The organism is Winogradskyella sp., assembly GCF_016744625.1.
Classification (GTDB): Bacteria; Bacteroidota; Bacteroidia; order Flavobacteriales; family Flavobacteriaceae; genus Winogradskyella.
Genome location: NZ_JADGDZ010000036.1, coordinates 1 through 25,289, shown reverse-complemented (window position 1 = coordinate 25,289; position 25,289 = coordinate 1). Strand labels below are relative to the sequence as shown.

Below are 25,289 nucleotides of genomic sequence, written 5' to 3'. Positions count from 1 at the left end.
GATTAATGATGTTTAGGTTATGATCCTATTTATCTAAAGCTAATTTATTTTTCAATGCAATAGACTCAATTGCCTGCTTTTTTGATTTCTTTTTCATCCCAAAAGAAATTCTGAGAATGTTAGATTTTCTAATAATGCACCAATATGTAATTAAGATTGATACTAAAGAAAGTATAATAATTAGCAAAGCTTGAAGCCCATAAGAAACATTCCATTGCAGTACAAAATATCCAACAAAAATAAGAGCTGGTTGATGTAACAAATAGAAAGGGTAAATAGCTTCATTCATTACTTTACGATACTTATGATCTTTAGTAAAATATCTCTTAAAATAGCCTATTGCTGTTAATCCACAGGATAATGAAATAATCATTTCTGTGATACCTCGAGCATAATCTTGTACGATAGCAGATTGACCAAAGATAGTTGGCAATGAAAATAAAATAAAAGTAAGTATAACCGTTTGAAGTAAATACAATCGTCTATCTCTGGTAAGTGCCTGAATTATTTTTGGACTCGTAAACAACATGAATCCACTTATAAAGAAAATTAGATAATACATGAAATAAGCCCAATCATTATAAAGTGCATGTGTGCTTTTAGGGAAATATTGTCTTAAAATTAGTTGCGATCCAATAATTACTGGCAATAACCAATTTAGACTCATACATTTAGTCATAAGAACAATTAATCTACCTCTTACCATATTATAATGCCCACTTTTTGTGTAATTTAAAAATGGTGTTATCAATAATGAAATGATAAACAGATATAAAATAAACCAAAGGTGATGCCACGAAATGTTACCTACAGGATATGGTCCACCATCAAACATATGAGGTATAAAATCCAAAAATGAATTATAATTATCAATACGTTCAACATATACCATCAATGGTACTAACGTGAAAAACCCAACGGTAAAAGGTATATATAACCTTGTAAAGCGTTCTTTTAGATACTGCAAGCTCGTTCTATGACCAATGGCATAATACGTACCAACTCCAGAAACCAAAAATAAAAGTGGCATTCTCCAAAGGTGTAACCACCACATAATTGGATCTAAAAACTCAAAAGATTCTTTACTATTTACATGCCATTGTTCTGATTTAAAAATCATCCCAACGTGAAAAAAGAAAACACTTATTATAAGTCCTATTCTTAACCAATCTACAAAATATTGTCGTTGTTTTTTTGTTTCGACTTGTGAGTTCATAACTGTTCGTTTTTTGATTTGATTCAAAAGTAGAAACAGAGAGAATATTTTATAGAATTAGCCTATAAGCTAGGTGTCCGAGTTTATAAGCAAGTACAAAAATTTACTGATTATTAGCAAGTTACGAATCTCTGTAAGCGGAAGGTGTTTGATCTGTAAATTTCTTAAAAGCAGTATTAAACGCCGATTTTGAGTTGTATCCAACACGTTCAGCAATGTCTTCAATAGTAAGTTTTTTACCTAAATCGGTCCTTAATATTTCTTTTGCTTCCTCCACTCTGTAGGACGCTAACATTTCAAAGAAAGATTGACCTAGTTTCTCATTTATAACTTGCGAAACATGGTGAGAACTATGGTTAATAGTTTTTGACAATCGTGTTAAAGATGCGGTGCTTTGAATGAAAAATTTTTCATTGTGCATCTCATTTTTAATTGCATCTAATATGAGTAATTTATCCTTATTTAATAGTGAAGATTTTTTATACTTTAAGACTGGCCCTTCCAAAAAATTGGACACTTCATTAAAATAGCTTGAACTATTCATTATCTGAACAAGTGTCATCAATAACATGAACGATAAGTATAAATATAAAAAATAGTCACCAGCATCGCTATTACCAAACAATAACTTTACTGCAACAAAGATGGCAATCATTATTAAAAAATGATACTGTGCATTGCGTATTGCTATTAAGGTTTTATTAGTTGTGTTCCATAATTTTTGGCCTATAGAACGCGATTTTTCAAAAAGTATTTTTAGAGTTAGTACATTGTAAATAACGAAAGATAAACCTGTAATATGGTTTACATAAGATCTAATGCCCATTGGATCGTGTGAAATAAAATAGTCTACTCTAATATAAGGAATATCCATCTGCATCGCACCTATATTCGAATTGTACTTTACAGCGTCTGGCTGCATAAAAAAGAATGCACAATAGCCTAACCAAAAAATAAAAGGCACAAAATGCAGCCATTGTCTTTCTTTTTTAAAATTTTTAAATTGAGATATAACAAATAAATAAATTAGTGGTGCTATTATAAAATTTAGAGGTTCAGAAAAATTAGTTGCCCATAATACTTTAAATATTAAGTTAGTATAGTTTAACCAACCTTCCAACATCGATAGAGACAATCCCAAAATAAGCAAACCCATAAAAAAGTTTGGTAAATTAGAATTCCAAGACTTTTTAATCAGAAAGTAGGACACAAAAAAGCCGAGAAATAATCCCAATGCCATTATTAGAGCAACAAAATCTAGTTGTAAAGGTATTTCTTGCATATTTCAAAAATAAGACTTTATTCCTTTGTGATGCGGCCAATATATATTCTTGTACAAAGAATATCTAATGATTTAATACTAATATAGATTAGTTTTACTTTCCAATACAGAAATTAGCGAAAATATTACCTAGCAAATCATCATTAGTAATCTCGCCAGTAATTTCACCAAAATGGTAGAGTGCTTGGCGTATATCTATAGCTAGTAAATCACCAGACAAACCTGTTTCTAAACCATGCTGCACTTTTTGTATTTCTTCAAAGGCTTTCAATAAAGCATCGTAATGACGAGAGTTCGTTATAATAGTTTCATTATTTCTTAGTGCTCCTGTATTTATTAAATTGAGAAGTGAATTCGTTAATTCTTCTACACCAAAACCAGTTTTAGCCGACAACAATAATACATCAGCAATAGTTGTGTTTATTTTAGAAAGTTGAATATCGTCTAGCCTATCTATTTTATTAGCAATAACCATTAATGGCTTTTGTGGATGTTTGTTTCTAATTTTTTCAATTTCAATTCTTACGTCTTCTAAATTATCAATATTCATTTGAGCATCAAACAAATAAATAACCACTTGAGATTGCTCAATTTTTTTTTTTTTTTTTTTAATCCCAATACTTTCAACAACATCCTCAGTTTCTCTAATTCCTGCTGTATCTATGAATCTAAAACCAATACCTCCAATAGAAATCTCATCTTCTATAGTATCTCTTGTGGTTCCTGCAATTTCAGAAACGATGGCTCTGTCTTCATTTAACAATGCATTTAGCAATGTGGATTTTCCAACATTAGGTTCACCAACAATAGCAACAGGAATTCCGTTTTTAATCACATTACCAACAGCAAAAGAATCTATTAAACGTTTCAGTACAAAATTGATGCGCTCTATCAATTGTTTAAACTGTGTTCTATCTGCAAACTCTACATCTTCTTCTGCGAAATCAAGTTCTAACTCAATCAAAGAAGCAAAATTTAATAGCTCCTCTCTAAGCTTGGCAATTTCAGAAGAAAAACCGCCACGCATTTGCTGCATAGCAATTTGATGAGATGCTTCATTATCACTAGAAATTAAATCAGCAACAGCTTCTGCCTGACTTAAATCTAATTTACTATTTAAAAATGCACGCAAGGTAAATTCACCAGCAGTTGCCATCCTGCAACCACTTCGCAAAAACAATTGAATTATTTCTTGCTGAATATAAGATGAGCCATGACACGATATCTCTACCACATTTTCGCCAGTGTATGAATTAGGGTTCTTAAATATAGACACTAAAACTTCATCAATCGTTCTTTCATCCTCTATAATATGACCTAAATGAATGGTATGCGTTTTCTGGTCGTTAAGAGATTTTTGCTTTTTTACAGATTTAAAATGATTATCTGCAATTGATATAGCATCCTTACCAGACAATCTTATAACCGCAATTGCTCCACTTCCAGATGGTGTTGCCAAAGCTACAATAGTATCGTTATGCATAATTCCGTGCTTTGATGCAAAAGTATTGTAAAATATATAATTCTTTTAAACTCAATACAGACTATTTTAATATTTAATTTATAAGTTCAACTCTATTCTTTGCAGCATTGTTTTTATATTTGTATGGTTATAAAAATTGAAAATCATGAAAAGAATACTTACCATCGCTATCATTGGATTATTATTAGTTGGCTGTAAAGAAGACAACAGAACCGACTATGTGATAAATGGAAAAGCTGAAGGTGTTTATAATGGCGTAAGGGTTTATCTAAAAACCTTAGATTTTAAAACAGCAAGAGAAAGAATCATAGATACAGCCATCGTTATGAATGAGAAATTTTCTTTTCAAGGCGCTTTAGAGTATCCAGAACTTAGATTTTTAACAGTGAATAGTGTTGCTGGCAGATTGTCAATACTTATCGAAAATAATGATATAGATATTAATATAAATAAAGATAATATTTCAACTTCTTCTATAACTGGCTCTGCAATACATAAAGCATTTCAAGATTATGAAGCAGAATTTTTCGAATTTCAAAAAGAAGTTAAAGCTATTATTCCAGAATACAGGAAATCACAAAATTCCACCAATAAGCAGTATAAGGATTCACTAACTGATGTGCTTCAAAAGAGTAAAGAAGAACTTACTCTGTTCCCTATTAATTATATTAAAAGAAATAACACTGATTATTTAAGCTTAATAATCCTTGAACAAGAAGTAGACAAAGGCACTAACAATATTAAAATATGCAAGGAGACTTTTGAAAATTTAGATAAAAAATTAAAAAACTATCCAATGGGTAATAAGCTCGGTTTAAAAATTAATGATCTTAACCAAATCTATTTAAGAACGGCACATCTAGAAGTTGGTAATTTAGCGCCTGATTTCAAAGCGCCTACACCAAATGGCAAAATAGTAAGCCTAAACGAACTAAAAGGTAAAGTAACAATTATAGATTTCTGGGCGGCCTGGTGTGGTCCTTGTCGTAGAGAAAACCCAAATGTTGTTAGAGTTTATGAAAAGTATCACGATAAAGGTTTAGAAATTATTGGCGTGTCTTTAGATGGTCAAAGCAGACAACAAAATCCAAAAAAAGCATGGTTAGATGCTATAGAAAAAGATAAACTAACTTGGAACCATGTTTCTAATTTAAAATACTTTAATGACCCAATAGCAAAGCTTTACAATATCACAGCGATACCAGCAACTTACATTTTAGATAGTGAAGGCAAAATTGTAGCTACTAATTTAAGAGGAAAAGCTTTAGAATTAAAAGTGAAAGAGCTTTTAAGTAAATAACAAAAAAATATCGAGTTAATAGTCATTTATATAAACTCAACTTCCTTGCTTATACAAAACTAAAGCCTTTACAGAATTGTAAAGGCTTTTTAATTTAAATCTTTTATTAAAAATAAAACTTATAATTAGGCCATTTCTAATTTTGGGATAGTAACAGCTATAAGTTCTTCTTTATATAGATGAAGCTCTTTTTGAATACTAATATTTTCAGAAGATATAGACGTTAAAAATAAATCTTGATAATAGGAAACACCATCAAAAAGATTACTTTTAAAAGCTTCCCATTTTTTTATTTGCTTGGCTGTTACTTCTTCTGAAATAGTAGCTATTTCATTTTTTAAATAATCCACATACATTTTCAATTCTTTAATAAACATATTTGGACGATTAATATGAGAAAGTACAGATGTGTTTCCATTAATATGCTGCATCATTTTTGAAAGTGATACTTCCTTATCGAAATAAGCCATATTTGGTCCTGGGCAAATTACAACACCTTGCTCCTGGCCTTTTATTCTAATATCATTTTCTAAATAAGAAGCATTTGCCAAACCGACACAAAGGCATGCCTTCTCCGTTATTTTTGCTTTAGCATTTTCATATATGAGTGAAGACACTTCATGTTTTTTAGCTTCCAACTCTTGCAATTTCACATCTTGAAGCTTTTTTGAAGCTGTACAAATACCTTCGGGACCAAATTCTTTATTTAAAGCCAAATATTTTTTAGGGCAAGAGCTGCCTGCTTTATCATTGTCAATGCGCTTTTGTTTATAGAACTCATTTGTGGTTCCTTTTATAGTGTTAAAAGGTACTCCTAAAGGTGAAATACCACTTAAATATAAATCTTTCTCTTTGGCATTTGCTAATAAACCCCTTGTTTGGATATCTACAGATGTAGCTTCTGGCACCAATAAAAATGGAGTTCCCCAACCTACAGAATCAACTTGATAATTATCAAGTAAAAACTCGTGTTCATTTGCTGTACCAACTCCACCTTGAACTGTAAATTTTAAATCTAATGGCTTTTCTGGGATAACTAGCCCTTTTTGATTTAATCCTTTCACAAAAACAGTATGAGTGTCTTTTATTAATTCTTCTTTTTTATTTTTAAACTCTTCTAAAATTGGGCCTAGTAAAAAACCATCAGTTGCAAAAGCATGTCCTCCACAATTTAAACCCGATTCAATTCTATATTCAGAAACCCATAGTCCCTTCTTTGCTAAATATTTTCCTTGAATGGTCGCAGAACGATAATCACTAACTTTAAGAATAATTTTCTTTTTTAATAGACCTTGATTATTTGGAAAGAAATCATTGAATTTTTCAAAATAACTATATAATCTTGGGTTCATACCAGCCGAAAGCACCACTGAAGAACATAAGTTACTATTTGCAAATCCACGAAGAGAAGCATGTGCATCATTAAATTCAACAGGCAATTGTTCACCTTTAACAAAGTTATCTTTATCAACTTTGGTCATGATATTTACATCGATATCTCCAGCTTTTAAATGTGTTTCTAAATAACTTTTAATACTCTCTTTAAGTGTAAAACCTTCATCTAACAAATTAGAAAGCCCATCTTTAATGCTAGACTTGTTTGGTAACGTGGATATGAAATTTTCTAATGCGAGTTTACTTTCGGATAACTCAACTTTAAATTTCGAAAATTTATCTTTAACAATTGTATCTACCAAATTTAAATAGGAAGTAATACGCTCAGCACGGTAATCTTGTGCTTTTTTTGTTATTTCTTTATATGGTAAATTAAATTTTTCACTATAAAATGCATTCATTTTTTCTAAAAGCTCATCATCTATAATAGATATAACAGACGAAATTCCATATTGAGCCACCCGAATTGGGCTATCTATAGTATAGGCTAATCCCATTACTGGAATATGAAATGTGTGAAGTGATTTTTGTAAAGCCATCTCTTAATTTTATTGAAAACTAAATAAGCCACAAATATCACTTTACCTATTTTTCAATAACCTGATAAATATCATGGCTTTTTGACTTTTATTTAACTAGTTATGAGAATTACTTCATATTTAAAATGTCATTTTTTATTAAACCATCCTCTAAAGGAATTGGATTTTTATTTCAATTTTCCAGTTTTATATAATACAAATAGGATGATAATTGGTATAGCTAATAAACCAATATGACCTAAATCTGTTTTAAATAAACTTGGCATAAGAATAAGTGTCACTGCATAACCTCCAATAGCTCCTCCAAAATGTGCATCGTGACCAATGTTGCCTATTCTGTTTTTCATGCCATATATAGAATATAATAAATACCCAATACCAAACACATAACCTGGTATTGGTATAGGAATAAAAAACATATATAAACTCATATCTGGTCTTAAGAGAATAGCAGCATAGAGAATTCCAGTTACAGCACCACTAGCACCTACAGCACTATACCAATATTCTTCTTTGTGAAAATAGAGTGATAGTAAATTTCCAAAAATTAAACTCGCTACATAAATGATTATAAAATTAAACTGACCCAACTCAATAATTACTGCATCTGCGAAAAAATAAAGTGTCAGCATATTGAATAATAAATGCTGTGTATCTACATGCAAAAAGCCAGAACTAAACATTCTAATCTGTTCACCACGTCTTACACCACCTACATTGAATTTATATTTTTCAAAAAATATACGATCTTCAAACCCTTTAAAAGACATGATAACGTTAGCAGCAATAATAGCTATGGTAACTAAACCTAAATTGTACATAAACTCTAATCTTATAAATCAAATATAATATATATTTGTACTTAATTGCTAACATACTTTAATGCAACTTATTGCTTACATCATAATCTATCCCATACTTTGGTTTGTTTCTATTTTGCCATTTAGATTGCTCTATGGACTTTCTGATGCTCTTTGTTTTTTTACATATAAAATATTTGGTTATAGAAAAGCTACTGTAAAGGAGAATTTAAGGTTGGTTTTTCCTGATAAATCAGAAAAAGAGATATCCATAATAACCCGTCAATTTTACCATCATCTATGTGACATGATTGTTGAAGCCATTAAATCACTTACAATCTCTGAAGCAGAAATGAAGAAACGCTTTACATTTACCAATGTAGAACTCATCAATAATCTGGCTGATAAACAAAGAAGTATCATTTTAATGTGTGCTCATTACGGAAGCTGGGAATGGATTTTTATTCTACAAAAATATATAAAGCTTAAAGGCTATGCCGTTTATAAACGTTTATCAAATAAACATTTTGATAAATTAGTAAAAGGTATAAGAGCTAAATATAATTCTCATCTTATTACTACAAAAGAAACACTTAAAATACTCAATAAATCTAAAAAGAAAGGTGAGTTAACTATCAATGGATTTGCATCCGACCAATCACCTAAAGCAAATAAAGCATTTCATTGGAGTGAGTTTATGGGCATTAAAGTACCAATGTATACAGGTGCCGAAATGTTGGCAAAAAGACTTGATATGGCAGTAGTCTTTTTTAGCGTAAAACGTTTAAAACGGGGTTATTACGAGTGCTCTTTTAAAACTATTACTGAAAACCCAAAAGATTACAAGGATTATGAAATCACAGATTTATTCTTCAAGCTTGTGGAAGAGCAAATTATAGAAGCTCCACAATATTATCTATGGACACATAAACGCTGGAAACATAGAGATAAGGTTCCTGCAGAATTTCAATAAATCTTAAGTTTAATTAAAAATCAAACCAAGCATCAACATTTGTTGCATTACAAGGTTTGTCAACCAACGACTTATGAATAAACTCATTATTACATTTTGAGTATTCATAATCATTAGCCCAAGTTTCATGGTGCTTAGCTAAATCTATGATACTATTACAAACAAATTCTATTTCGGCATTTGTAGTGGTAGGATGTATAGACATTCTAATCCAACCTGGTTTACGAATCAAATCTCCGATTGAAATTTCGTTTGTCAATTCATGTGACATTTTCTGATCTACATGGAGCAAAAAATGACCATAAGTACCTGCACAACTGCAACCACCTCGTGTTTGTATTCCGAATCTATCATTCAATAATTTAACTCCTAAATTAAAATGCAAATCATCTATATAAAATGAAATCACTCCTAAACGATCTTTATGCTGACCTGCAAGAATATTAATATTAGAAATTGGATCTAATGTCTTAAAAATAATATCGACCAATTCATGCTCGCGCTTAAGCATATTATCAATTCCCATTTGTTCTTTCAACTTAACAGAAAGCGCTGTCTTTATAGTTTGAAGAAATCCTGGTGTACCTCCATCCTCTCTATCTTCAATATTATCAATGTACTTATGTTCTCCCCAAGGATTAGTCCAACTCACAGTTCCACCACCTGGACAATCAGGTATCATATTTTTATAAAGTTTCTTATTAAAAACTAAAACACCAGAAGTCCCTGGGCCTCCTAAGAATTTATGTGGTGAAAAGAAAACAGCATCAAGTTGGGCATCTTTATCTTCAGGATGCATATCAATAGCTACATAAGGAGCAGAACATGCAAAATCTACAAAACAAACTCCTCCATGCTTGTGCATCATTTTAGCAATATTATGATGAGGTGTTTGAATTCCTGTAACATTAGAGCCTCCACTAATGGAAGCAATCTTAATAGTACAATCTTTATATTGAATAAGTAACTCTTCTAAATTATCTAAACTAAATAATCCATCTTCATCTGGTGGAACAATCTCTACCTTAGCCATAGTTTCTAACCAAGATGTTTGATTAGAGTGATGCTCCATATGTGATACAAAAACAACAGGACGCATTTCTTCGGGAATAGTCGTGTAATCTTTTAAGTTTTCAGGAATCTTTAAACCCAGTATACGTTGAAATTTATTAACCACTCCTGTCATTCCATTACCAGAAACGATTAAAACATCATCTTCATTGCAATTCACATGATCTTTAATAATCTGTTTCGCTTTGTGATATGCTTTTGTCATCGCTGTACCAGACACTGTTGTTTCTGTGTGTGTATTGGCTACAAAAGGACCAAAATCATTACATATTTTTTCTTCTATTGGTCTGTATAAACGACCAGAAGCTGTCCAATCTGTATAAATGATTTTTTGCTCGCCATAAGGAGATATAAAGGTTTGGTTTTGACCTATAATATGCTTTCTGAACTGATTAAAATAGGATTCTAAATCAGTAATTTCAGCTTTTATCGTATCAGAAATCATAGTTATAATAATTCAAAATATTAATTATACTATCCATAAACAACCTAATCTGTCATTTCGAGCGTAGTCGAGAAACGAAAAGGACCATTAATTTTATTACATTATTACTGCGCTCAATGTGACAGTTCTCTATGCTTATAGCTTATTCAAAGATACTAAATATTAGCAATAGCTTTTATTTCTGCAATAAAACGATCAGCTAAAGTATCTGCGGCATTTTGTGATGGTGCTTCTGTATAAATTCTAATGATTGGCTCAGTATTACTTTTTCGTAAATGCACCCAACTATCAGAAAAATCAATCTTAACACCATCTATAGTTGTCAATTTTTCGTGACTATAATTAGATTCCATTGTACTTAAGATACCATCAACATCTAATTCTGGCGTTAACTGAATTTTCTTCTTACTCATATAGTAATTAGGATAAGAAGCTCTAAGCTCACTTACCTTCATTTTCTTTTCTGCCAACAAACTTAAAAACAGAGCTACACCAACTAAAGCATCACGACCATAATGAGAATCTGGATAAATAATCCCTCCATTTCCTTCACCACCAATAACAACATTATTCTTCTTCATCAGCTCTACAACATTCACTTCGCCAACAGCACTTGCTTCATAGGTTCCTCCATGCTTTTCAGTAACATCTCTTAAAGCTCTAGTAGAACTCATATTACTTACTGTGTTACCTGGATTCTTGCTCAATACATAATCAGCACAAGCAACAAGTGTATACTCTTCCCCAAACATTTCACCTGTTTCATCCATAAATGCTAAACGATCCACATCTGGATCTACAACTATACCAAAATCTGCACGCTCTTTTACAACAGCTTCAGCTAAATCACCTAAATGTTCTTTAAGTGGCTCTGGATTATGCGGAAAATGACCTGTAGGATCACAATATAATTTTACAGGATGTACACCTAAACGTTCTAATAAAAGAGGAATAGCGATTCCACCTGTAGAATTAACTCCATCAACAACAACCTTAAAATTAGCAGCTTCAATAGCTTTCTTATTTACTAATGGCAACTCTAAGACTTCATCAATATGTATATCTATATATGCTTCGTTTTTTGTAATCTTACCTAAATCATCTACCTCAGCAAAATTCATACTATTAGATTCTGCAATTTCTAAAATCTTCTGACCCTCTGCTCCATTCAAAAATTCACCTTTAGCATTTAGTAGTTTTAAAGCATTCCATTGTTTTGGGTTATGACTTGCTGTTAGTATAATACCACCATCAGCATGCTCTAAAGGCACTGCAATCTCTACCGTTGGTGTTGTAGATAAACCAACATCAATAACGTTAATACCTAAACCTACTAAAGTATTCATTACCAAATTCTGAATCATTTCACCAGAAATACGAGCATCTCTACCAACTACAACTCTATAGTTTTCTTTGTTACGTTGTTGCTTTAACCAAGTACCATACGCTGCAGCAAATTTCACAGCATCTATTGGTGTTAAGTTTTCTTCAACTGATCCTCCAATAGTGCCTCGAATTCCTGAAATAGATTTTATTAATGTCATATATTTTTGATTTTCAGCAAATATAAATAGTTAATATTATTTATGTTAATATGAACGAGTGAAATCAGTATAAAAATCACCAATTTCACTCATTTATTATAAAAGGTTATGTTAAATCAATCTCGAAACTTGTTCTTAAGTGAAAGAAATTTCATTTCGAAATATTTATACGATAAATGTGAAACAAACACAGTTAATAGCATCACAAATAAATTTATTAAAAGAATAACAACCACGTCATTTAATTCTCTTAAGAAATCAACTTTCAGAAATATAAATAAAACAACATAAATGACAGAAATATGATACATATAAATTCCGTATGAAACTTTTCCTAAATAATTCACGGCCTTATTTCTTATGGTAATTCCAAAATTATTACAACTTATACTATGAATAAAAAGACCTAATATCAACATTGCCGATAAGTTTGTTAAAAATAAATTATCGAAATTAAAAATACCAGTTGTATAATATAAGACTGTAAGAGACATAATTACTAATGGGATAAATTTACTTGTCTTTAAAAACTCTAGCTTTTTCTTTTCATCTAATACAGAAATTACACCACCAAAGAACAAGAAGAAATACAACATTCTAAATTTCTCAAAAAGTTCTATTCCACTAAAATGAAATAAAATCATATAAACAACAGTAAAAGCTATCAAAGCATTAAGTAACCAATGTTTTTTAATAAAATACGAAAAAGGAGCAATCATAATATAAAATTGTTCCTCAATCCCTATTGACCATATCACCTGATGTATGGCACCAATCTCATATAATTTAGCATATACATTAGGAAGAAAAAAAGTAGTCAGCAAAATAGCATTATCTAATTCATAGTTGTAATCCGTAGCAAAACCAGTTTGAGGCAGTATTAAATGGTTAAATACAAAACCAAAAATAACAATAAGATAATACAGCGGAAATATTCTTAAGATCCGCCTCATATAAAATTTCTTAATAGAAAAATGCCCTTTTTCCTTTTCTAAATAAATCAATCTAATAATTAGAAAACCACTCAAAGTAAAAAACATATACACAGCCTCAGTACCTTTATGAAAAACTGGCAAACCTGAATAAGATGGAAGTCCTAAAGCTTTAGATAAAAGAGCGACGTGTTGTATTAAAACCAATGAGGCCAGAACAAAACGTAGTACATCTAGATTCGGTAAAATTTTCATAATTAAAATTGCTATAGCGCACCAAAATTAGATATTTTTAACAAATGAACTATTTAGCCCACATTTATTTGTCAGGAGGTAAGAAACACCTGACGATTGGCAATTTTATTGCTGATGGAATACGCGGAAATCGTTATAAAAATTATCCAGAAGAAATTCAAGCTGGCATTATATTACACAGGGAAATAGACACTTACACAGATGCACATTCCATATTTAGACGAAGCACAAAACGACTTCACAAAAATTATGGGCACTATAGCGGAGTTATTGTAGATATTTTTTATGATCATTTTTTAGCAAAGAATTGGAAGCAATATTCAGATATAACACTTGCAGATTATATCGATGATTTTTATGAAAATTTAATCAATCATATAGATATTCTCCCTCCTCATTTTAAAAAGATGACTCCAATTATGATTGAAGGCAATTGGCTCTTAAGCTATGAAACCATTGATGGTATTCAATTGGTTATGAATGGCATGAATAGGAGAACTAAAGGTCTATCTAAAATGAATGAAGCTACAAAAGAACTTAAAGAACATTACAAAGCCTTTGAAAAAGATTTTACCGAATTTTTTGATGAACTTATAGAATTCAGTTCAAAAAAGAGAATAAAAATAGAAAAACAATTTAATTTATGAATCGCTTTCTCACCCTTTTTATTGCAATACTAATAAGTTTTACAAGTTGCAAAAACGAGACTACAACATCTACCTCAGTATCTATAAATAGAGGAGTTATTACTGAAAAAGCAATGGTTGTAAGCGCAAGAGTAGAAGCCTCAAACATTGGTGTAGAAATCCTTAAACAAGGAGGAAATGCTTTTGATGCAATGATGGCAACCGAAATGGCTTTGGCTGTAGCTTACCCTTATGCTGGTAACCTTGGTGGAGGTGGTTTTTTAGTCTATAGATTAGCAGATGGTAGTAAAGGAGCATTAGATTATAGAGAAAAAGCACCTTTAGCGTCCTCGAAGGATATGTATTTAGATAAAAATGGCAATATTATAAAAGATAAAAGTACAGTTGGACCCATGGCAGTTGGTATTCCAGGAACTATTGCAGGTGTCTTTAAAGCTCAAAAACGATTTGGGAAACTCGATATTGCCGCTATCTTAAAACCAGTAATTGAGTTAGCAGAAAAAGGATACAATATCACAAAAAAACAAGAAGTGAGAATTGCTGAATATGATAGCATATTTAAAGCTGTTAACGGAAAAGAAATACTTTATAACAAGAACTTAAAAGCCGGAAACACTATTATAAATACATCCTTAGCTGAAACGCTTAAGCGTATTTCTAATAATGGACGAGATGAATTTTACAAAGGTGAAACCGCTAAAAAATTAGTAACATATCTGCAATCTAGAGGAAGTATTATTACGCTTGAAGATTTAGCAAAATACGAAGCTAAGTGGAGAGATCCAATCTCATTTCAATATGATGATTTAACCATAACATCAATGTCTCCACCTTCTTCGGGCGGAATATGTCTCAATCAAATTATGACAATGATAGAGCCATTCGACTTAAAAGGATTTGGACATAATTCATTAAAAACAATTCAAGTTGTAGTCGAAGCGGAAAAACGAGCTTATGCAGATCGAAGCTTTTATTTAGGTGATCCAGATTTTGTGGTTATTCCTGTAGAAACATTAATCAGTGATATATATTTAACAGAAAGAATGCAAGGTTTTACATACCAAAATGCAACTTCTGTTGAAGACATTTCTCATGGTAAAATTGTTAGTTACGAAAGCGATGAAACTACCCACTACTCTATTGTAGATCCATTTGGTAATGCCATTGCTGTGACCACAACTCTAAATGGAGGTTATGGCTCAAAGCTTTATGTTGAAGAACTAGGCTTCTTTTTAAACAATGAAATGGATGACTTTAGTAGTAAACCAGGTGAACCAAATTATTACGGTTTAATTGGCGCTGAAGCAAATAGTATTGCGCCTGAAAAACGTATGCTAAGCTCAATGACACCAACTATTGTAGAAAAGAATGGGAAATTTTATATGTCTGTTGGTACACCAGGTGGTTCTACAATAATCACTTCTGTTTTACAAACCATATTAAATGTTCACGAGTTCGAATTAACTATGCAAGAAGCCGTTAATGCACCACGTTTTCATAATCAATGGTTACCAGATGAAATAAGAATGGAACCAAATTCTTTTGACAAAAACCTTAAAAACCAACTTGAAGCTTTAGGCTACACCATTAATGAATCGCGTTCTCCTATAATCGGAATTGTAGATGGTATTTTAATGTTAGAGGATGGTACTCTTGAAGGTGGAGCAGACAAACGTGGAGACGATACTGCAGTTGGATTTTAAGTATACTTTTTGAACAACTGATTTGATGAAATCCTAAAACTAGCCATGTACTTGAAATTCCTACAGAGTCGGAAGCAACGATTTTTAGAAATAATACTTATAACAAATAAATTACTTCGTGCTTCGCAATAACAATTCAATGAGTTTTTAACATTGTTTTACAATTTACACATGCTCTAAATTGTATATTTATAGTCACCAAATCTATTATACTTATTTACTTCTTAAAACCAACTAAAAAATGAAACAATTTATTGTTGCAATAGCTTTCTGCTATTCATTAGTCAGCTTTTCTCAAGGCACACAACTATTAAGACAACCAACATTACATGGCAATGATGTAGTATTTGTTTATGCCAATGATTTATGGAAAGCGTCAATTAATGGAGGAACTGCTATAAGACTAACTAGCGATGATGGTTATGAATCTAGTCCTCATTTTTCTAATGATGGTTCGATGATTGCTTTTACAGCACAATACGATGGTAATGTAGATGTATTCGTTATGCCTTCTGAAGGTGGAGAACCAAAACGACTAACTTATCATCCTAGTGGTGATTTTGTACAAGGCTGGACTCCTGATGGTAACGTTTTATTTCGTTCTGGTAGAGAATCACAACCAACGATGACTAATAAATTTTTTACGATTTCTACTAAAGGTGGGCTTCCAGAAGCATTAGATCTTTCAAGAGCTGCTTATGGTGAAATCTCTTCAGACGGAAAGCATATCGCATATACTCCAATCACAGGTTGGGATGCAGAATGGAGAAATTATAGAGGTGGACAAGCCATGCCTATTTGGGTTGTTGATATGAAAACAAAAAAATTAGTAAGAACATCACAACCAACTAACGAACGTCATCTAGATCCTGTGTGGTTAAATGGCAGTGTTTACTTTATGTCAGAGCGCGACTATACAATGAACATTTGGTCATTCAATCCTAATACAAAAGAAGAAAAACAAATCACGTTTCATAAAAAGTTTGATGTCAAAAGTTTAGATGCTAGTAAAGACAAAATTGTGTATGAACAAGGAAGTTATCTTCATGTGTATAATCCAAGTTCTAGTGATACCAAACAATTAAACATTGACGTTAAAGCAGATTTAAATTTCTACAGAGCAAAATGGGATAATGTATCTGCTGTTAACTTATCTAATCCGAATGTATCACCAAAAGGCAAACGTGCTATTTTTGAGCATCGCGGTGAAATCTTTACAGTACCTAAAGAAAATGGAACTTGGATGAATATTACCAACTCACCAGATGTTGCAGATCGTAATCCTATTTGGTCACCTAAAGGTGATAAAATTGCTTGGTTTTCTGATAAAGGTGGTGAATATCAGTTAATGCTGGCTGATCAAGATGGTCAAAACGCAGAAGCTATTAAATTACCTAATCCTACCTTCTACTTTCAGCCAGATTGGTCTCCAGATGGAAAACATATTGCATATTCAGACACACATTATAATGTCTGGATTCTTAATTTAGAAACTAAAAAAACGAGAAAGGTAGCAACCGACCGTTACGCACATCCAAATCGTACTATGAATCCGGTTTGGTCACCAGACAGTAAATGGATTGCTTTTCCAAAACAACAAGACAGTCATTTTAAATCCATCTTTGCGTATAACGTTGATTCAAAGAAAACGATTCAACTTACAGATCCTATAGCAGATGCTATTACACCTGTCTGGGATGTTTCAGGTAAGTATTTATACACTTTGGCCAGTACAAATTATGGCTTACAATCTGGTTGGTTAGACATGAGTAATTATGATCCTGCTGCAAATTTAACACGGAGTCTATATGTTGTTGTCTTAAATTCAACTGATGAAGCACCAAATCTTCCAAAGAATGATATGGAAGAAGTAAAGAAAAAAGAAGTTGAAGATAAAACTGACAAAAAGGAAGATGACAAGAAAGATGATAAAAAATCATCAGATGGAGTTACAGTAACGATAGATGAGAACGGTATTTTCGATCGTGCTGTTGCCTTAGATTTACCTGCAAGAAATTATGTAGCCTTGTTAAAAGGACCAAAAAACAAAGTCTTCATTGCTGAAGCCATTCCTAATGCTAATGGATTAAAAGTGCATTCGTATGATGTTGAAAAAGAAAAAGCAACAGATTTTGCAGATGGTGTCAACCAAATGGTAGCTTCTAAAGACAGAAAATCAATCTTACTCTTTCAAAATAGAAAATGGGTATTAACCAGTGCTGCTGCAGCTCCAAAACCTGGAAAAGATAATTTAAAAACGAATCTCAAAATAAAACTCGATCCAAAAGCAGAAGCACATCAAATTTTTAAAGAAGGCTGGAGATATATGCGCGACTTCTTATATGTAGATAATGTGCATGGTGCACCTTGGGATGATGTATACAAATGGTATGCGCCTTGGATTGACCATGTGAGACATAGAACAGATTTAAATTATGTAGTGGATATTATGAGCGGCGAAGTTGCTGTTGGACATTCTTATGTTTCTGGTGGTGATTTTCCAAATGTTGACAGAGTTCCTGTTGGACTATTAGGATGTGATATTGAATTAGTTAATGGAAACTTCAGAATTTCTAAAATCTTTAATGGAGAACGATGGAATCCTAATTTAAAAGCACCATTGGCACAACCAGGAATTAAGGTTAATGAAGGCGATTATATATTAGCCATTAACGGAAAGAAACTTTCAGCAGATGTAAACCCTTATAGTTTATTAGAACAAACCTCCGGACGCGAAATTAACATTACGATAAATTCAAAGCCATCAATGACTGGTGCGAGAACCGTTTTAGTAAAACCTGTTGGCAGCGAACGTGGTTTAAGAACTATTGATTGGGTAGAAGGTAATCGTAGAAAAGTAGATGAACTATCTAATGGAAAACTAGCCTATGTTTATGTCCCAAACACAGGTGGTGGAGGTTTCACTTCGTTTAACCGCTACTATTTCTCGCAACAAGACAAAAAAGGAGCGGTCATAGACGAACGTAATAATGGTGGTGGTTCCGCAGCAGATTATATGATAGATATTATGTCTCGTGAATTGTTTGGCTATTTTAATAGTAAAGCAGGTGATAACAGACCATGGACAACTCCTATCGCAGGAATTTGGGGACCAAAAGTAATGCTTATCAATGAACGTGCTGGTTCTGGTGGAGACTTATTGCCCTATATGTTTAAAATGAAAAATATGGGGCCATTAATCGGAACTAAAACTTGGGGAGGATTAGTTGGTACTTGGGATACTCCACGTTTTATTGATGGCGGACGAATGGTTGCACCTCGTGGTGGTTTTTATGATGTTAATGGCGAATGGGCTGTTGAAGGTGAAGGTATCGCACCAGATATTGAAGTGATTCAAGAACCAAGATTAACATCTAAAGGTTTAGATCCTCAATTAGAGCGTGCTATACAAGAAGCTATGAGATTATTAAAAGGTAATGAATTTGAATTACAACCAGAACCTAAAGCACCAGTGCGCTGGAAAAGACCTGCTGGTTACAAATCAGATAATTAAACTTGTATTTAGAAGTCTTCTCAATACAATTCTTCTTACTTCAGAATCACTCGAAGTGACGCATTAATTAATATATGACGACGTCAGTTCGAGTGAAATTGCTTTTTTTAGCAATTATGTATCGAGAACTATTTAATAAACACGATTTCATTTTGGCAAAAAAATCAAAAACAAAACGCATACTAAAAATCATTGGAGGTATCATCATATTCTTCACTTTACCTTCACTCCTACTCTTTGGCTTTATGTACTTAAAATACAATGAAGGTTTACCAGAAGGAAAACAAGGACCAGAAGCTGATTTACTAGCCTCGCAAATGTTAGAAGCATTAAACGAGACTGCATATTTAAATACAGACTATTTAGAATGGACCTTTAAAGGTCGTCATCATTACAAATGGTATAAATCTGAAAATACTTGCGAAGTCTATTGGGATAATTTTATCGTTATTTTAGATTTAGAAAATCACGATAACTCTAATGTATTTGTCGCGGAACAAGAATATAATGGAGTTGAAAAACATGATTATATACATAAAGCAGAGGCCTACTTTAATAACGACTCCTTTTGGTTAGTTGCACCATATAAGGTTTTTGATGAGGATGTAGAACGAAGATTAGTAAAAACAGAAGATAAAACTGATGCTCTGTTAGTGACATATATATCTGGCGGAACAACACCAGGAGATTCTTATTTATGGCATTTTGATGATTCTGGAAAACCAAAAAGTTATCAAATGTGGGTAGATATAATACCTATAGATGGTTTAGAAGCTACTTGGGAGAAATGGACAATTACAGAAAGTGGTGCACAGTTTCCAACATTTCATAAATTACTGTTTTTTGGATTAGAATTGAGTAATATTAAAGCTATTAAACTTTAAAACACCTGTTAATCAACAATACTTTAATTTACATTTTAATTCTAGTTTAAATATCTTAAATTTACGACTAGCAATTTTTAACAAACAAAAAAATATGAAAAACTTCTACTTTATTTTAATTTTAATACTACCAATCTTTGGTTTTTCTCAAGGAGATTCCTTTTGGAAAAAGACATCTGATGTAAAATATCAGACAGATCAATTATTGGAGAGAAGCTCTACACCATCTGAGTATACCATATACAACTTAGATGTTGAGGATTTAAAAAACACATTACAAAATGCTCCGACTAGAGAATCGGGACTGCCTTCAAGTACTTTTGTTCAATTTCCAAATGAAAAAGGCGAAATGGACAACTATGAAATCTATAATGCTTCAATTATGGAACCTAGTTTTGCAGCTGAGCATCCAGAAATTCAATCTTATGTTGGTATTAGTAAAGACAACTCAGGTACTATAATACGTTTTACAACTACTGTATTTGGGTTTCATGCTATTATTCATGCTATCGGTAAGACTTCCTATATAGATCCTTTTACTAAAGATCTTACCTCTTATGTCTTATATGCTAAACAAGATTTAACCTCAGATATAGATAGAATGGGTTGTTTAGTAACAGAAAATACGGCGTTGATAAACAGACCAAATGAAACAAATGAAAACTTAGCATTTAGAAATGCAAATGATGGACTATTAAGAACATTCCGTTTAGCATTGGCTTGTACACAAGAATATGCTAACTATCACATTAATGCTGCTGGACAAGCTGCTGCTACTGATGCTGTTAAAAGAGCGACAGTTTTAGCTGCAATGAATGTAACAATGGCTAGAGTTAATGGTATTTTTGAAAGAGACTTATCATTAACAATGACATTAGTGAATAACATGAGTATTATTTTCTTGGCTGAAAATGATGGATATACTGATAATAATGCTGGTGCATTATTAACTCAAAACCAAGCAATTGTTGACGCAAACATAGGAACAGCAAATTACGATATCGGTCATGTATTTACTACTGGTGGTGGTGGTGTAGCTGCTCGTGGTGGTATTTGTTATAGTAATGCAAAAGCACAAGGTGTAACCGGATCTCCAAATCCGGTACAAGATCCATACGATGTAGATTTTGTAGCACACGAAATGGGTCATCAATTCGGTGCCAACCATACATTTAATGGAGAACAAGGATCTTGTGGTGGTGGAAACAGAAATGGACCTACTGCTGTAGAGCCAGGAAGTGGAACTACGATTATGGGATATGCTGGTATTTGTGGTTCTGACGATGTACAAGGAAATAGTGACGATCATTTTCATGCTATTAGTATTGACGAAATGTGGACTAGAATTACACCTCCAGGTGAGCCAACGTGTTCTGTTAATACACCAAACGGAAATACAGCACCTACAGTAAATGCTGGACCTAATTATACAATTCCTTATGGCACTGCATTCACATTATCTGGTACAGCTAATGATGCTAATGGAACTACATTATCATATTGTTGGGAGCAAGTTGATCCAGGAACGACAACAAATCTTCCTTCTACAACAAGTACTACAGATCCTCAATTTAGATCATATTCACCTATGAGTACAGGTGATCGTACATTCCCACAATTAAGTGACATTTTAAACGATAATTTAACACCCGATTGGGAAGTGATTCCTAACGTAGCAAGAAATATGGATTTTGCTTTAACTGTTAGAGATAATGGGTCTCCAAATGGCGGACAAACTAATAGAGATGACATGAGAGTTAATGTTGCCAATACAGGACCTTTTATTGTAACAGCACCAAATACAACAAATTTCAGTTATGCTCAAGGAAGCACAAATACAATTACTTGGGATGTTGCCGGAACAACAGGAAATGGTATCAACGCAGCTAATGTAAATATTTTATTATCTATAGATGGAGGACAAACCTTTAGCACAACTTTAGCAAGTAACACTCCTAATGATGGTACTCAGTCAATAACATTTCCGGCTGTACAAGAACCTTATTGTAGAATAAAAATTGAAGCTGCTGGGAATATTTTCTTTGCAATTTCTAAATCATTCTCTATTGGAGCTACTGTGACTACGACTACTACTTGCAACAACTATACAACCGGAGCACTTACCACTGCAATTCCTGATGGTGCTGGAGCACCTGGACAAGGTACACCAGTATTTATTCCTGTAACTGTTACAGAAGCAACTGCTATTACTGATATTAGCATAAATGTAGATGTAACACATTCTTATATTGGAGATTTAATTATGCAATTACAAGCACCTAATGGTGGTGGTTTCTCAAATATATGGGCAAGAACATGTAACGATGCGCAATATGGCAACATAGATGTAACATTAAAAGATGGTGAGCCAGCAATTGCATGTGCAAATCCAACCATGGGAACCTATGCACCAGCAAATCCAATGACTGGTTTTAGCGGAAATAACCCTTCAGGAGTATGGAACATGGTATTTGTAGATTTCTATACGGGAGATACAGGTATTGTGAATGAGTGGTCCATAGATCTTTGTACAACATCGACAACAGTCGTTTTAGGTACAGATGAATTTGAATTAAATGAATTCACGCTTTTCCCTAATCCAAACAAAGGTGATTTTACTTTAAAGTTTAATTCTAACTCTGGGAAAGATATAGATGTAAATGTTTATGACATGTCTGGTAAATTAATATATGCTAAACTATACAATCCAACATCTCAATTTGAAGAAAACATTTCTTTGAAAAATGTAAGTTCTGGTATGTATTTACTAAAAGTTAACGACGCAGATAAATCTATAACTAGAAAACTTATTATTGAATAAGGCATCAAATACTTATACAAACAAAAACTCCGAAGTATATCACTTCGGAGTTTTTTATTATTAAACAATTATTCTAATAGCTACTTTGAAGATTGGCCAATAAATTGCTGGCTTTTTAATTTAAACAACACATTAAAACTAGTTAAGCTACCATAGCTTCGTGTAATATATTGTTGCAAGTCAATTTTCTCTTGCTCGTCTAAATTCTTACTCGAATTAATTTTTTGTTCCATCACTCGCAAGCGATCACGTACCATAGTGATTTTATGAAAAAACGTATCAATCGGTAATTCTTTGCTTTGCAGATTTGTATCTCCAGGCTCCATAATCAGTTTACCGCCTTTCCATTTATCGGCAATGGCAATCACCTCAGAAATATCAGACCATTTCTTTAAAATAGATTTTAAGCTACGTTCTACATCGTAAAAACTTACTGTATCTACATCGTCATCGGCTGCTTCAATAACTTCGAACTCAGAATCTAAATCAATAGTTTCTAACCCGTTGTCTATAAAGGTTACCCAATAGTGTTTTGAGGTCACATTAGTGATGACACCTTTTCCGTATTCTGCGTGGTTGATTCTTGAGCTTATTCCTAGTAATTTCATAAAAATTTATAATTGTATTCCCGTGAGAATGGGAATCTGTTCTACACTGTTTTAAAGGACTAAAATTAAGATTATACTGCAATAAAACCAACTAGATATTTATTTTATTATGACTTAAGGCTTACCTGAATTATACACGGTGTATACATGGCGCATACATGGCGCATACATGGAGGAGCTCTTTATAAATGTTCCCTTTAATGTGCCATACCGCATTTTTATGATATTTATAATTTGTATTCATGTGGTACTAAGAATCTTTCGATAAGATCTCATTTTAACTACCAAAATTTGAATAATTCTCTTTAATTCTTTCTTTTTATTACAAAGTACTCAATATGAATGTGTTGTGAATTAAAAATAATTTTATATGTTTGATTTTCAGTTGTTTAACAAAGTGATCGTTTGTTATTTATAAAATACCGGATTTTATGACAACTGCCTTATCCCCTTCCTTACCTTAAAAGAGGCCTTAAAACAAGGCTATGTTTAACTAGATATGCTGCATTTTTATTATGCCATTAGTGCTGTATATCCCAAATCGAAATATTATGGCGAAGAATAATTCATTTATTAGATTAGAAGGGACTCTTGATGGGTTAACCTTTTTTAGAAAAAACGGTGAGAATTTTGTAAAAACCAAAAGCCGTGTAAGTAGAAACCGAATTCTGAATGACCCAGCTTATAAGCGTACTCGTGAAAACAATCAGGAGTTTGGTGGAGCTGCTAAATGTGGTAAAGCTTTTAGAGAAAGTTTTGCTGGTATTTCGCGCTTAGTCGGAGATACTTATTTGGCTTCACGAATGACTGGTAAGATGCGTTCTATATTACCAAATGGTACTGGACTTAGAGGACAGCGAACAATTAATTTGGTTGATAATATTGAACCGCTTTTAGGTTTTAATTTTGATGTCTCTAAACCTTTTGATAGTCAATTTAATGCTCCTGCAATTGGACCAGAGATTACAGATGCTAAGGATAAAGTAACTTGGGACCTCGCTGATTTTAATACCGATACCTATGTACGTGCTCCAGAAGGTGCTACACATTTTAAACTGGCTTTAGCAGTAGGTTATGTTAGTAACTTTGAGTGGGATGCTGCTTTAAAATCTTATGAGCCTGTAAAAGAACAGCCTAATGCTGTTGGTGTTGTAGAGTATAGTGCTGCTATTGCCCTTGGTGGTATGGTAAGTAGTGCAACGAGTCTTGATATTGATTTGTCGAGTTATGCTCCTGTACCTGTTACTACAGCCTTATTTGCTGGTACAGCGATTGTGTTTTATCAGATGGTTAATGGAGAGTTGTATGAGCTTGCCCAAGGCCATAGCATGAAAATTGCTGCTGGGAAATAGGTGTTTACTTTTTTCTTTGTTAAAAATCCTTCTTGGTGTAATGCTGAGAGGGATTTTTTTGTTTTTTTTTGTATGTTCATTTTTGTTGGGCCAAAAACGAACCAAAAAGCCCTTTACTATCGAAGGTATTTTTAAGTGCACTTTCTGGTGCTCTTAAAACCATAATTAAAATCCTAAATAGCGTCCAAGGCTTCCGCTATTTTTTACGGTTTTTAATTATATATACTGCCGATAGCAGTTTCCGACTATGTCGGAATTGCAAGTACGATAGGGTTTTGTAATTCTAAAGAGTGGTTTTCTTTTACTACTATTTATCATTATTACGTGAAGAGCAGCAAAGCAGTTGATTATTTTTTTCTTTATTAAGAATCCTTCTTGGTGTAATGCTGAGAGGGATTTTTTTGTTTCTTTTTTTTGTATGTTCATTTTTGTTGGGCCAAAAACGAACCAAAAAGCCCTTTACTATCGAAGGCATTTTTAAGTGCACTTTCTGGTGCTCTTAAAACCATAATTAAAATCCTAAAT

At 32.6% G+C, this 25,289-nt stretch carries 17 protein-coding genes; 8 read left to right on the top strand and 9 right to left on the bottom strand.

Translation table 11 applies throughout. The features are described 5' to 3' along the window. Nucleotides 1–25 precede the first annotated feature (25 nt). The 3 genes from QZZ53_RS09210 to mnmE form a co-directional block, all read right to left on the bottom strand. Nucleotides 26–1,216 (bottom strand): acyltransferase family protein, encoded by a 1,191-nt coding sequence (locus tag QZZ53_RS09210; RefSeq protein ID WP_296383848.1) that lies wholly within the window; start codon nt 1,214–1,216, stop codon nt 26–28. A 121-nt stretch (nt 1,217–1,337) separates the two neighbouring features. Then, entirely contained in the window at nt 1,338–2,498 is a 1,161-nt protein-coding gene (locus tag QZZ53_RS09205) for a helix-turn-helix domain-containing protein (RefSeq protein WP_296383846.1), read from the bottom strand. 94 nt (nt 2,499–2,592) lie between these two features. Next, nucleotides 2,593–3,984 carry a tRNA uridine-5-carboxymethylaminomethyl(34) synthesis GTPase MnmE gene (mnmE, locus tag QZZ53_RS09200; RefSeq protein WP_296383865.1) on the bottom strand — a complete coding sequence of 464 codons (1,392 nt, stop codon included), beginning with the start codon at nt 3,982–3,984 and terminating at the stop codon, nt 2,593–2,595. A 142-nt stretch (nt 3,985–4,126) separates the two neighbouring features. Here mnmE and QZZ53_RS09195 point away from each other — a divergent pair, with 142 nt between their 5' ends. Then, entirely contained in the window at nt 4,127–5,281 is a 1,155-nt protein-coding gene (locus QZZ53_RS09195; protein ID WP_296383844.1) for a TlpA disulfide reductase family protein, read from the top strand. A 125-nt stretch (nt 5,282–5,406) separates the two neighbouring features. On the opposite strand, the gene QZZ53_RS09190 is transcribed toward QZZ53_RS09195, so the two are convergent. Then, the gene (locus tag QZZ53_RS09190) at nt 5,407–7,215 is read right to left on the bottom strand and encodes a hypothetical protein (RefSeq protein WP_296383842.1); all 1,809 of its coding nucleotides are present in this window, start codon (nt 7,213–7,215) and stop codon (nt 5,407–5,409) included. A gap of 167 nt (nt 7,216–7,382) precedes the next feature. Further along, entirely contained in the window at nt 7,383–8,036 is a 654-nt protein-coding gene (locus QZZ53_RS09185; RefSeq protein ID WP_296383839.1) for a rhomboid family intramembrane serine protease, read from the bottom strand. A gap of 61 nt (nt 8,037–8,097) precedes the next feature. Between QZZ53_RS09185 and QZZ53_RS09180 the strand changes: the two genes are divergently transcribed. Then, entirely contained in the window at nt 8,098–8,988 is an 891-nt protein-coding gene (locus QZZ53_RS09180) for a lysophospholipid acyltransferase family protein (protein WP_296383837.1), read from the top strand. 13 nt (nt 8,989–9,001) lie between these two features. Here QZZ53_RS09180 and QZZ53_RS09175 read toward each other — a convergent pair whose 3' ends face one another. The 3 genes from QZZ53_RS09175 to QZZ53_RS09165 all read right to left on the bottom strand — a co-directional run bounded on the left by QZZ53_RS09175 (nt 9,002) and on the right by QZZ53_RS09165 (nt 13,235). Then, a complete protein-coding gene (locus QZZ53_RS09175) occupies nt 9,002–10,504 on the bottom strand; it encodes an aminotransferase class V-fold PLP-dependent enzyme (protein WP_296383836.1) in 1,503 nt (500 codons plus the stop codon). A 155-nt stretch (nt 10,505–10,659) separates the two neighbouring features. Next, entirely contained in the window at nt 10,660–12,048 is a 1,389-nt protein-coding gene (glmM, locus tag QZZ53_RS09170) for a phosphoglucosamine mutase (protein ID WP_296383833.1), read from the bottom strand. Between the two features lie 116 nt (nt 12,049–12,164). After that, complete coding sequence (locus tag QZZ53_RS09165; RefSeq protein ID WP_296383831.1) at nt 12,165–13,235, bottom strand: acyltransferase; 1,071 nt, start codon at nt 13,233–13,235, stop codon at nt 12,165–12,167. Between the two features lie 44 nt (nt 13,236–13,279). Between QZZ53_RS09165 and QZZ53_RS09160 the strand changes: the two genes are divergently transcribed. The 5 genes from QZZ53_RS09160 (at nt 13,280) to QZZ53_RS09140 (ending at nt 22,804) form a co-directional block, all read left to right on the top strand. Further along, on the top strand, nt 13,280–13,882 hold the full coding sequence (locus tag QZZ53_RS09160) for an ACP phosphodiesterase (RefSeq protein WP_296383828.1): 603 nt from the start codon (nt 13,280–13,282) through the stop codon (nt 13,880–13,882). Continuing rightward, nucleotides 13,879–15,585, top strand: a complete 1,707-nt coding sequence (gene ggt / locus QZZ53_RS09155; RefSeq protein ID WP_296383826.1) for a gamma-glutamyltransferase — start codon at nt 13,879–13,881, stop codon at nt 15,583–15,585. Before QZZ53_RS09160 ends, ggt begins: the two co-directional genes overlap by 4 nt. A gap of 241 nt (nt 15,586–15,826) precedes the next feature. After that, a complete protein-coding gene (locus tag QZZ53_RS09150) occupies nt 15,827–19,099 on the top strand; it encodes a S41 family peptidase (protein WP_296383825.1) in 3,273 nt (1,090 codons plus the stop codon). A 152-nt stretch (nt 19,100–19,251) separates the two neighbouring features. Further along, nucleotides 19,252–19,983 (top strand): hypothetical protein, encoded by a 732-nt coding sequence (locus QZZ53_RS09145; RefSeq protein ID WP_296383824.1) that lies wholly within the window; start codon nt 19,252–19,254, stop codon nt 19,981–19,983. 94 nt (nt 19,984–20,077) lie between these two features. Further along, complete coding sequence (locus tag QZZ53_RS09140) at nt 20,078–22,804, top strand: M12 family metallo-peptidase (RefSeq protein WP_296383822.1); 2,727 nt, start codon at nt 20,078–20,080, stop codon at nt 22,802–22,804. 80 nt (nt 22,805–22,884) lie between these two features. Here the strand turns inward: QZZ53_RS09140 and QZZ53_RS09135 are convergent, their stop codons facing one another. Further along, nucleotides 22,885–23,412, bottom strand: a complete 528-nt coding sequence (locus tag QZZ53_RS09135; RefSeq protein ID WP_296383820.1) for a hypothetical protein — start codon at nt 23,410–23,412, stop codon at nt 22,885–22,887. A gap of 551 nt (nt 23,413–23,963) precedes the next feature. Here QZZ53_RS09135 and QZZ53_RS09130 point away from each other — a divergent pair. Continuing rightward, on the top strand, nt 23,964–24,764 hold the full coding sequence (locus QZZ53_RS09130; RefSeq protein ID WP_296383818.1) for a hypothetical protein: 801 nt from the start codon (nt 23,964–23,966) through the stop codon (nt 24,762–24,764). Nucleotides 24,765–25,289 lie beyond the last annotated feature (525 nt).

What these genes read in the sequence shown, in the direction of transcription:
- QZZ53_RS09210 (WP_296383848.1), bottom strand. Translation starts at nt 1,216, where the DNA reads ATGAACTCACAAGTCGAAACAAAAAAACAACGACAATATTTTGTAGAT.
- QZZ53_RS09205 (WP_296383846.1), bottom strand. Translation starts at nt 2,498, where the DNA reads ATGCAAGAAATACCTTTACAACTAGATTTTGTTGCTCTAATAATGGCA.
- QZZ53_RS09195 (WP_296383844.1), top strand. Translation starts at nt 4,127, where the DNA reads ATGAAAAGAATACTTACCATCGCTATCATTGGATTATTATTAGTTGGC.
- QZZ53_RS09190 (WP_296383842.1), bottom strand. Translation starts at nt 7,215, where the DNA reads ATGGCTTTACAAAAATCACTTCACACATTTCATATTCCAGTAATGGGA.
- QZZ53_RS09185 (WP_296383839.1), bottom strand. Translation starts at nt 8,036, where the DNA reads ATGTACAATTTAGGTTTAGTTACCATAGCTATTATTGCTGCTAACGTT.
- QZZ53_RS09180 (WP_296383837.1), top strand. Translation starts at nt 8,098, where the DNA reads ATGCAACTTATTGCTTACATCATAATCTATCCCATACTTTGGTTTGTT.
- QZZ53_RS09175 (WP_296383836.1), bottom strand. Translation starts at nt 10,504, where the DNA reads ATGATTTCTGATACGATAAAAGCTGAAATTACTGATTTAGAATCCTAT.
- glmM (WP_296383833.1), bottom strand. Translation starts at nt 12,048, where the DNA reads ATGACATTAATAAAATCTATTTCAGGAATTCGAGGCACTATTGGAGGA.
- QZZ53_RS09165 (WP_296383831.1), bottom strand. Translation starts at nt 13,235, where the DNA reads ATGAAAATTTTACCGAATCTAGATGTACTACGTTTTGTTCTGGCCTCA.
- QZZ53_RS09160 (WP_296383828.1), top strand. Translation starts at nt 13,280, where the DNA reads ATGAACTATTTAGCCCACATTTATTTGTCAGGAGGTAAGAAACACCTG.
- ggt (WP_296383826.1), top strand. Translation starts at nt 13,879, where the DNA reads ATGAATCGCTTTCTCACCCTTTTTATTGCAATACTAATAAGTTTTACA.
- QZZ53_RS09150 (WP_296383825.1), top strand. Translation starts at nt 15,827, where the DNA reads ATGAAACAATTTATTGTTGCAATAGCTTTCTGCTATTCATTAGTCAGC.
- QZZ53_RS09140 (WP_296383822.1), top strand. Translation starts at nt 20,078, where the DNA reads ATGAAAAACTTCTACTTTATTTTAATTTTAATACTACCAATCTTTGGT.
- QZZ53_RS09135 (WP_296383820.1), bottom strand. Translation starts at nt 23,412, where the DNA reads ATGAAATTACTAGGAATAAGCTCAAGAATCAACCACGCAGAATACGGA.
- QZZ53_RS09130 (WP_296383818.1), top strand. Translation starts at nt 23,964, where the DNA reads ATGGCGAAGAATAATTCATTTATTAGATTAGAAGGGACTCTTGATGGG.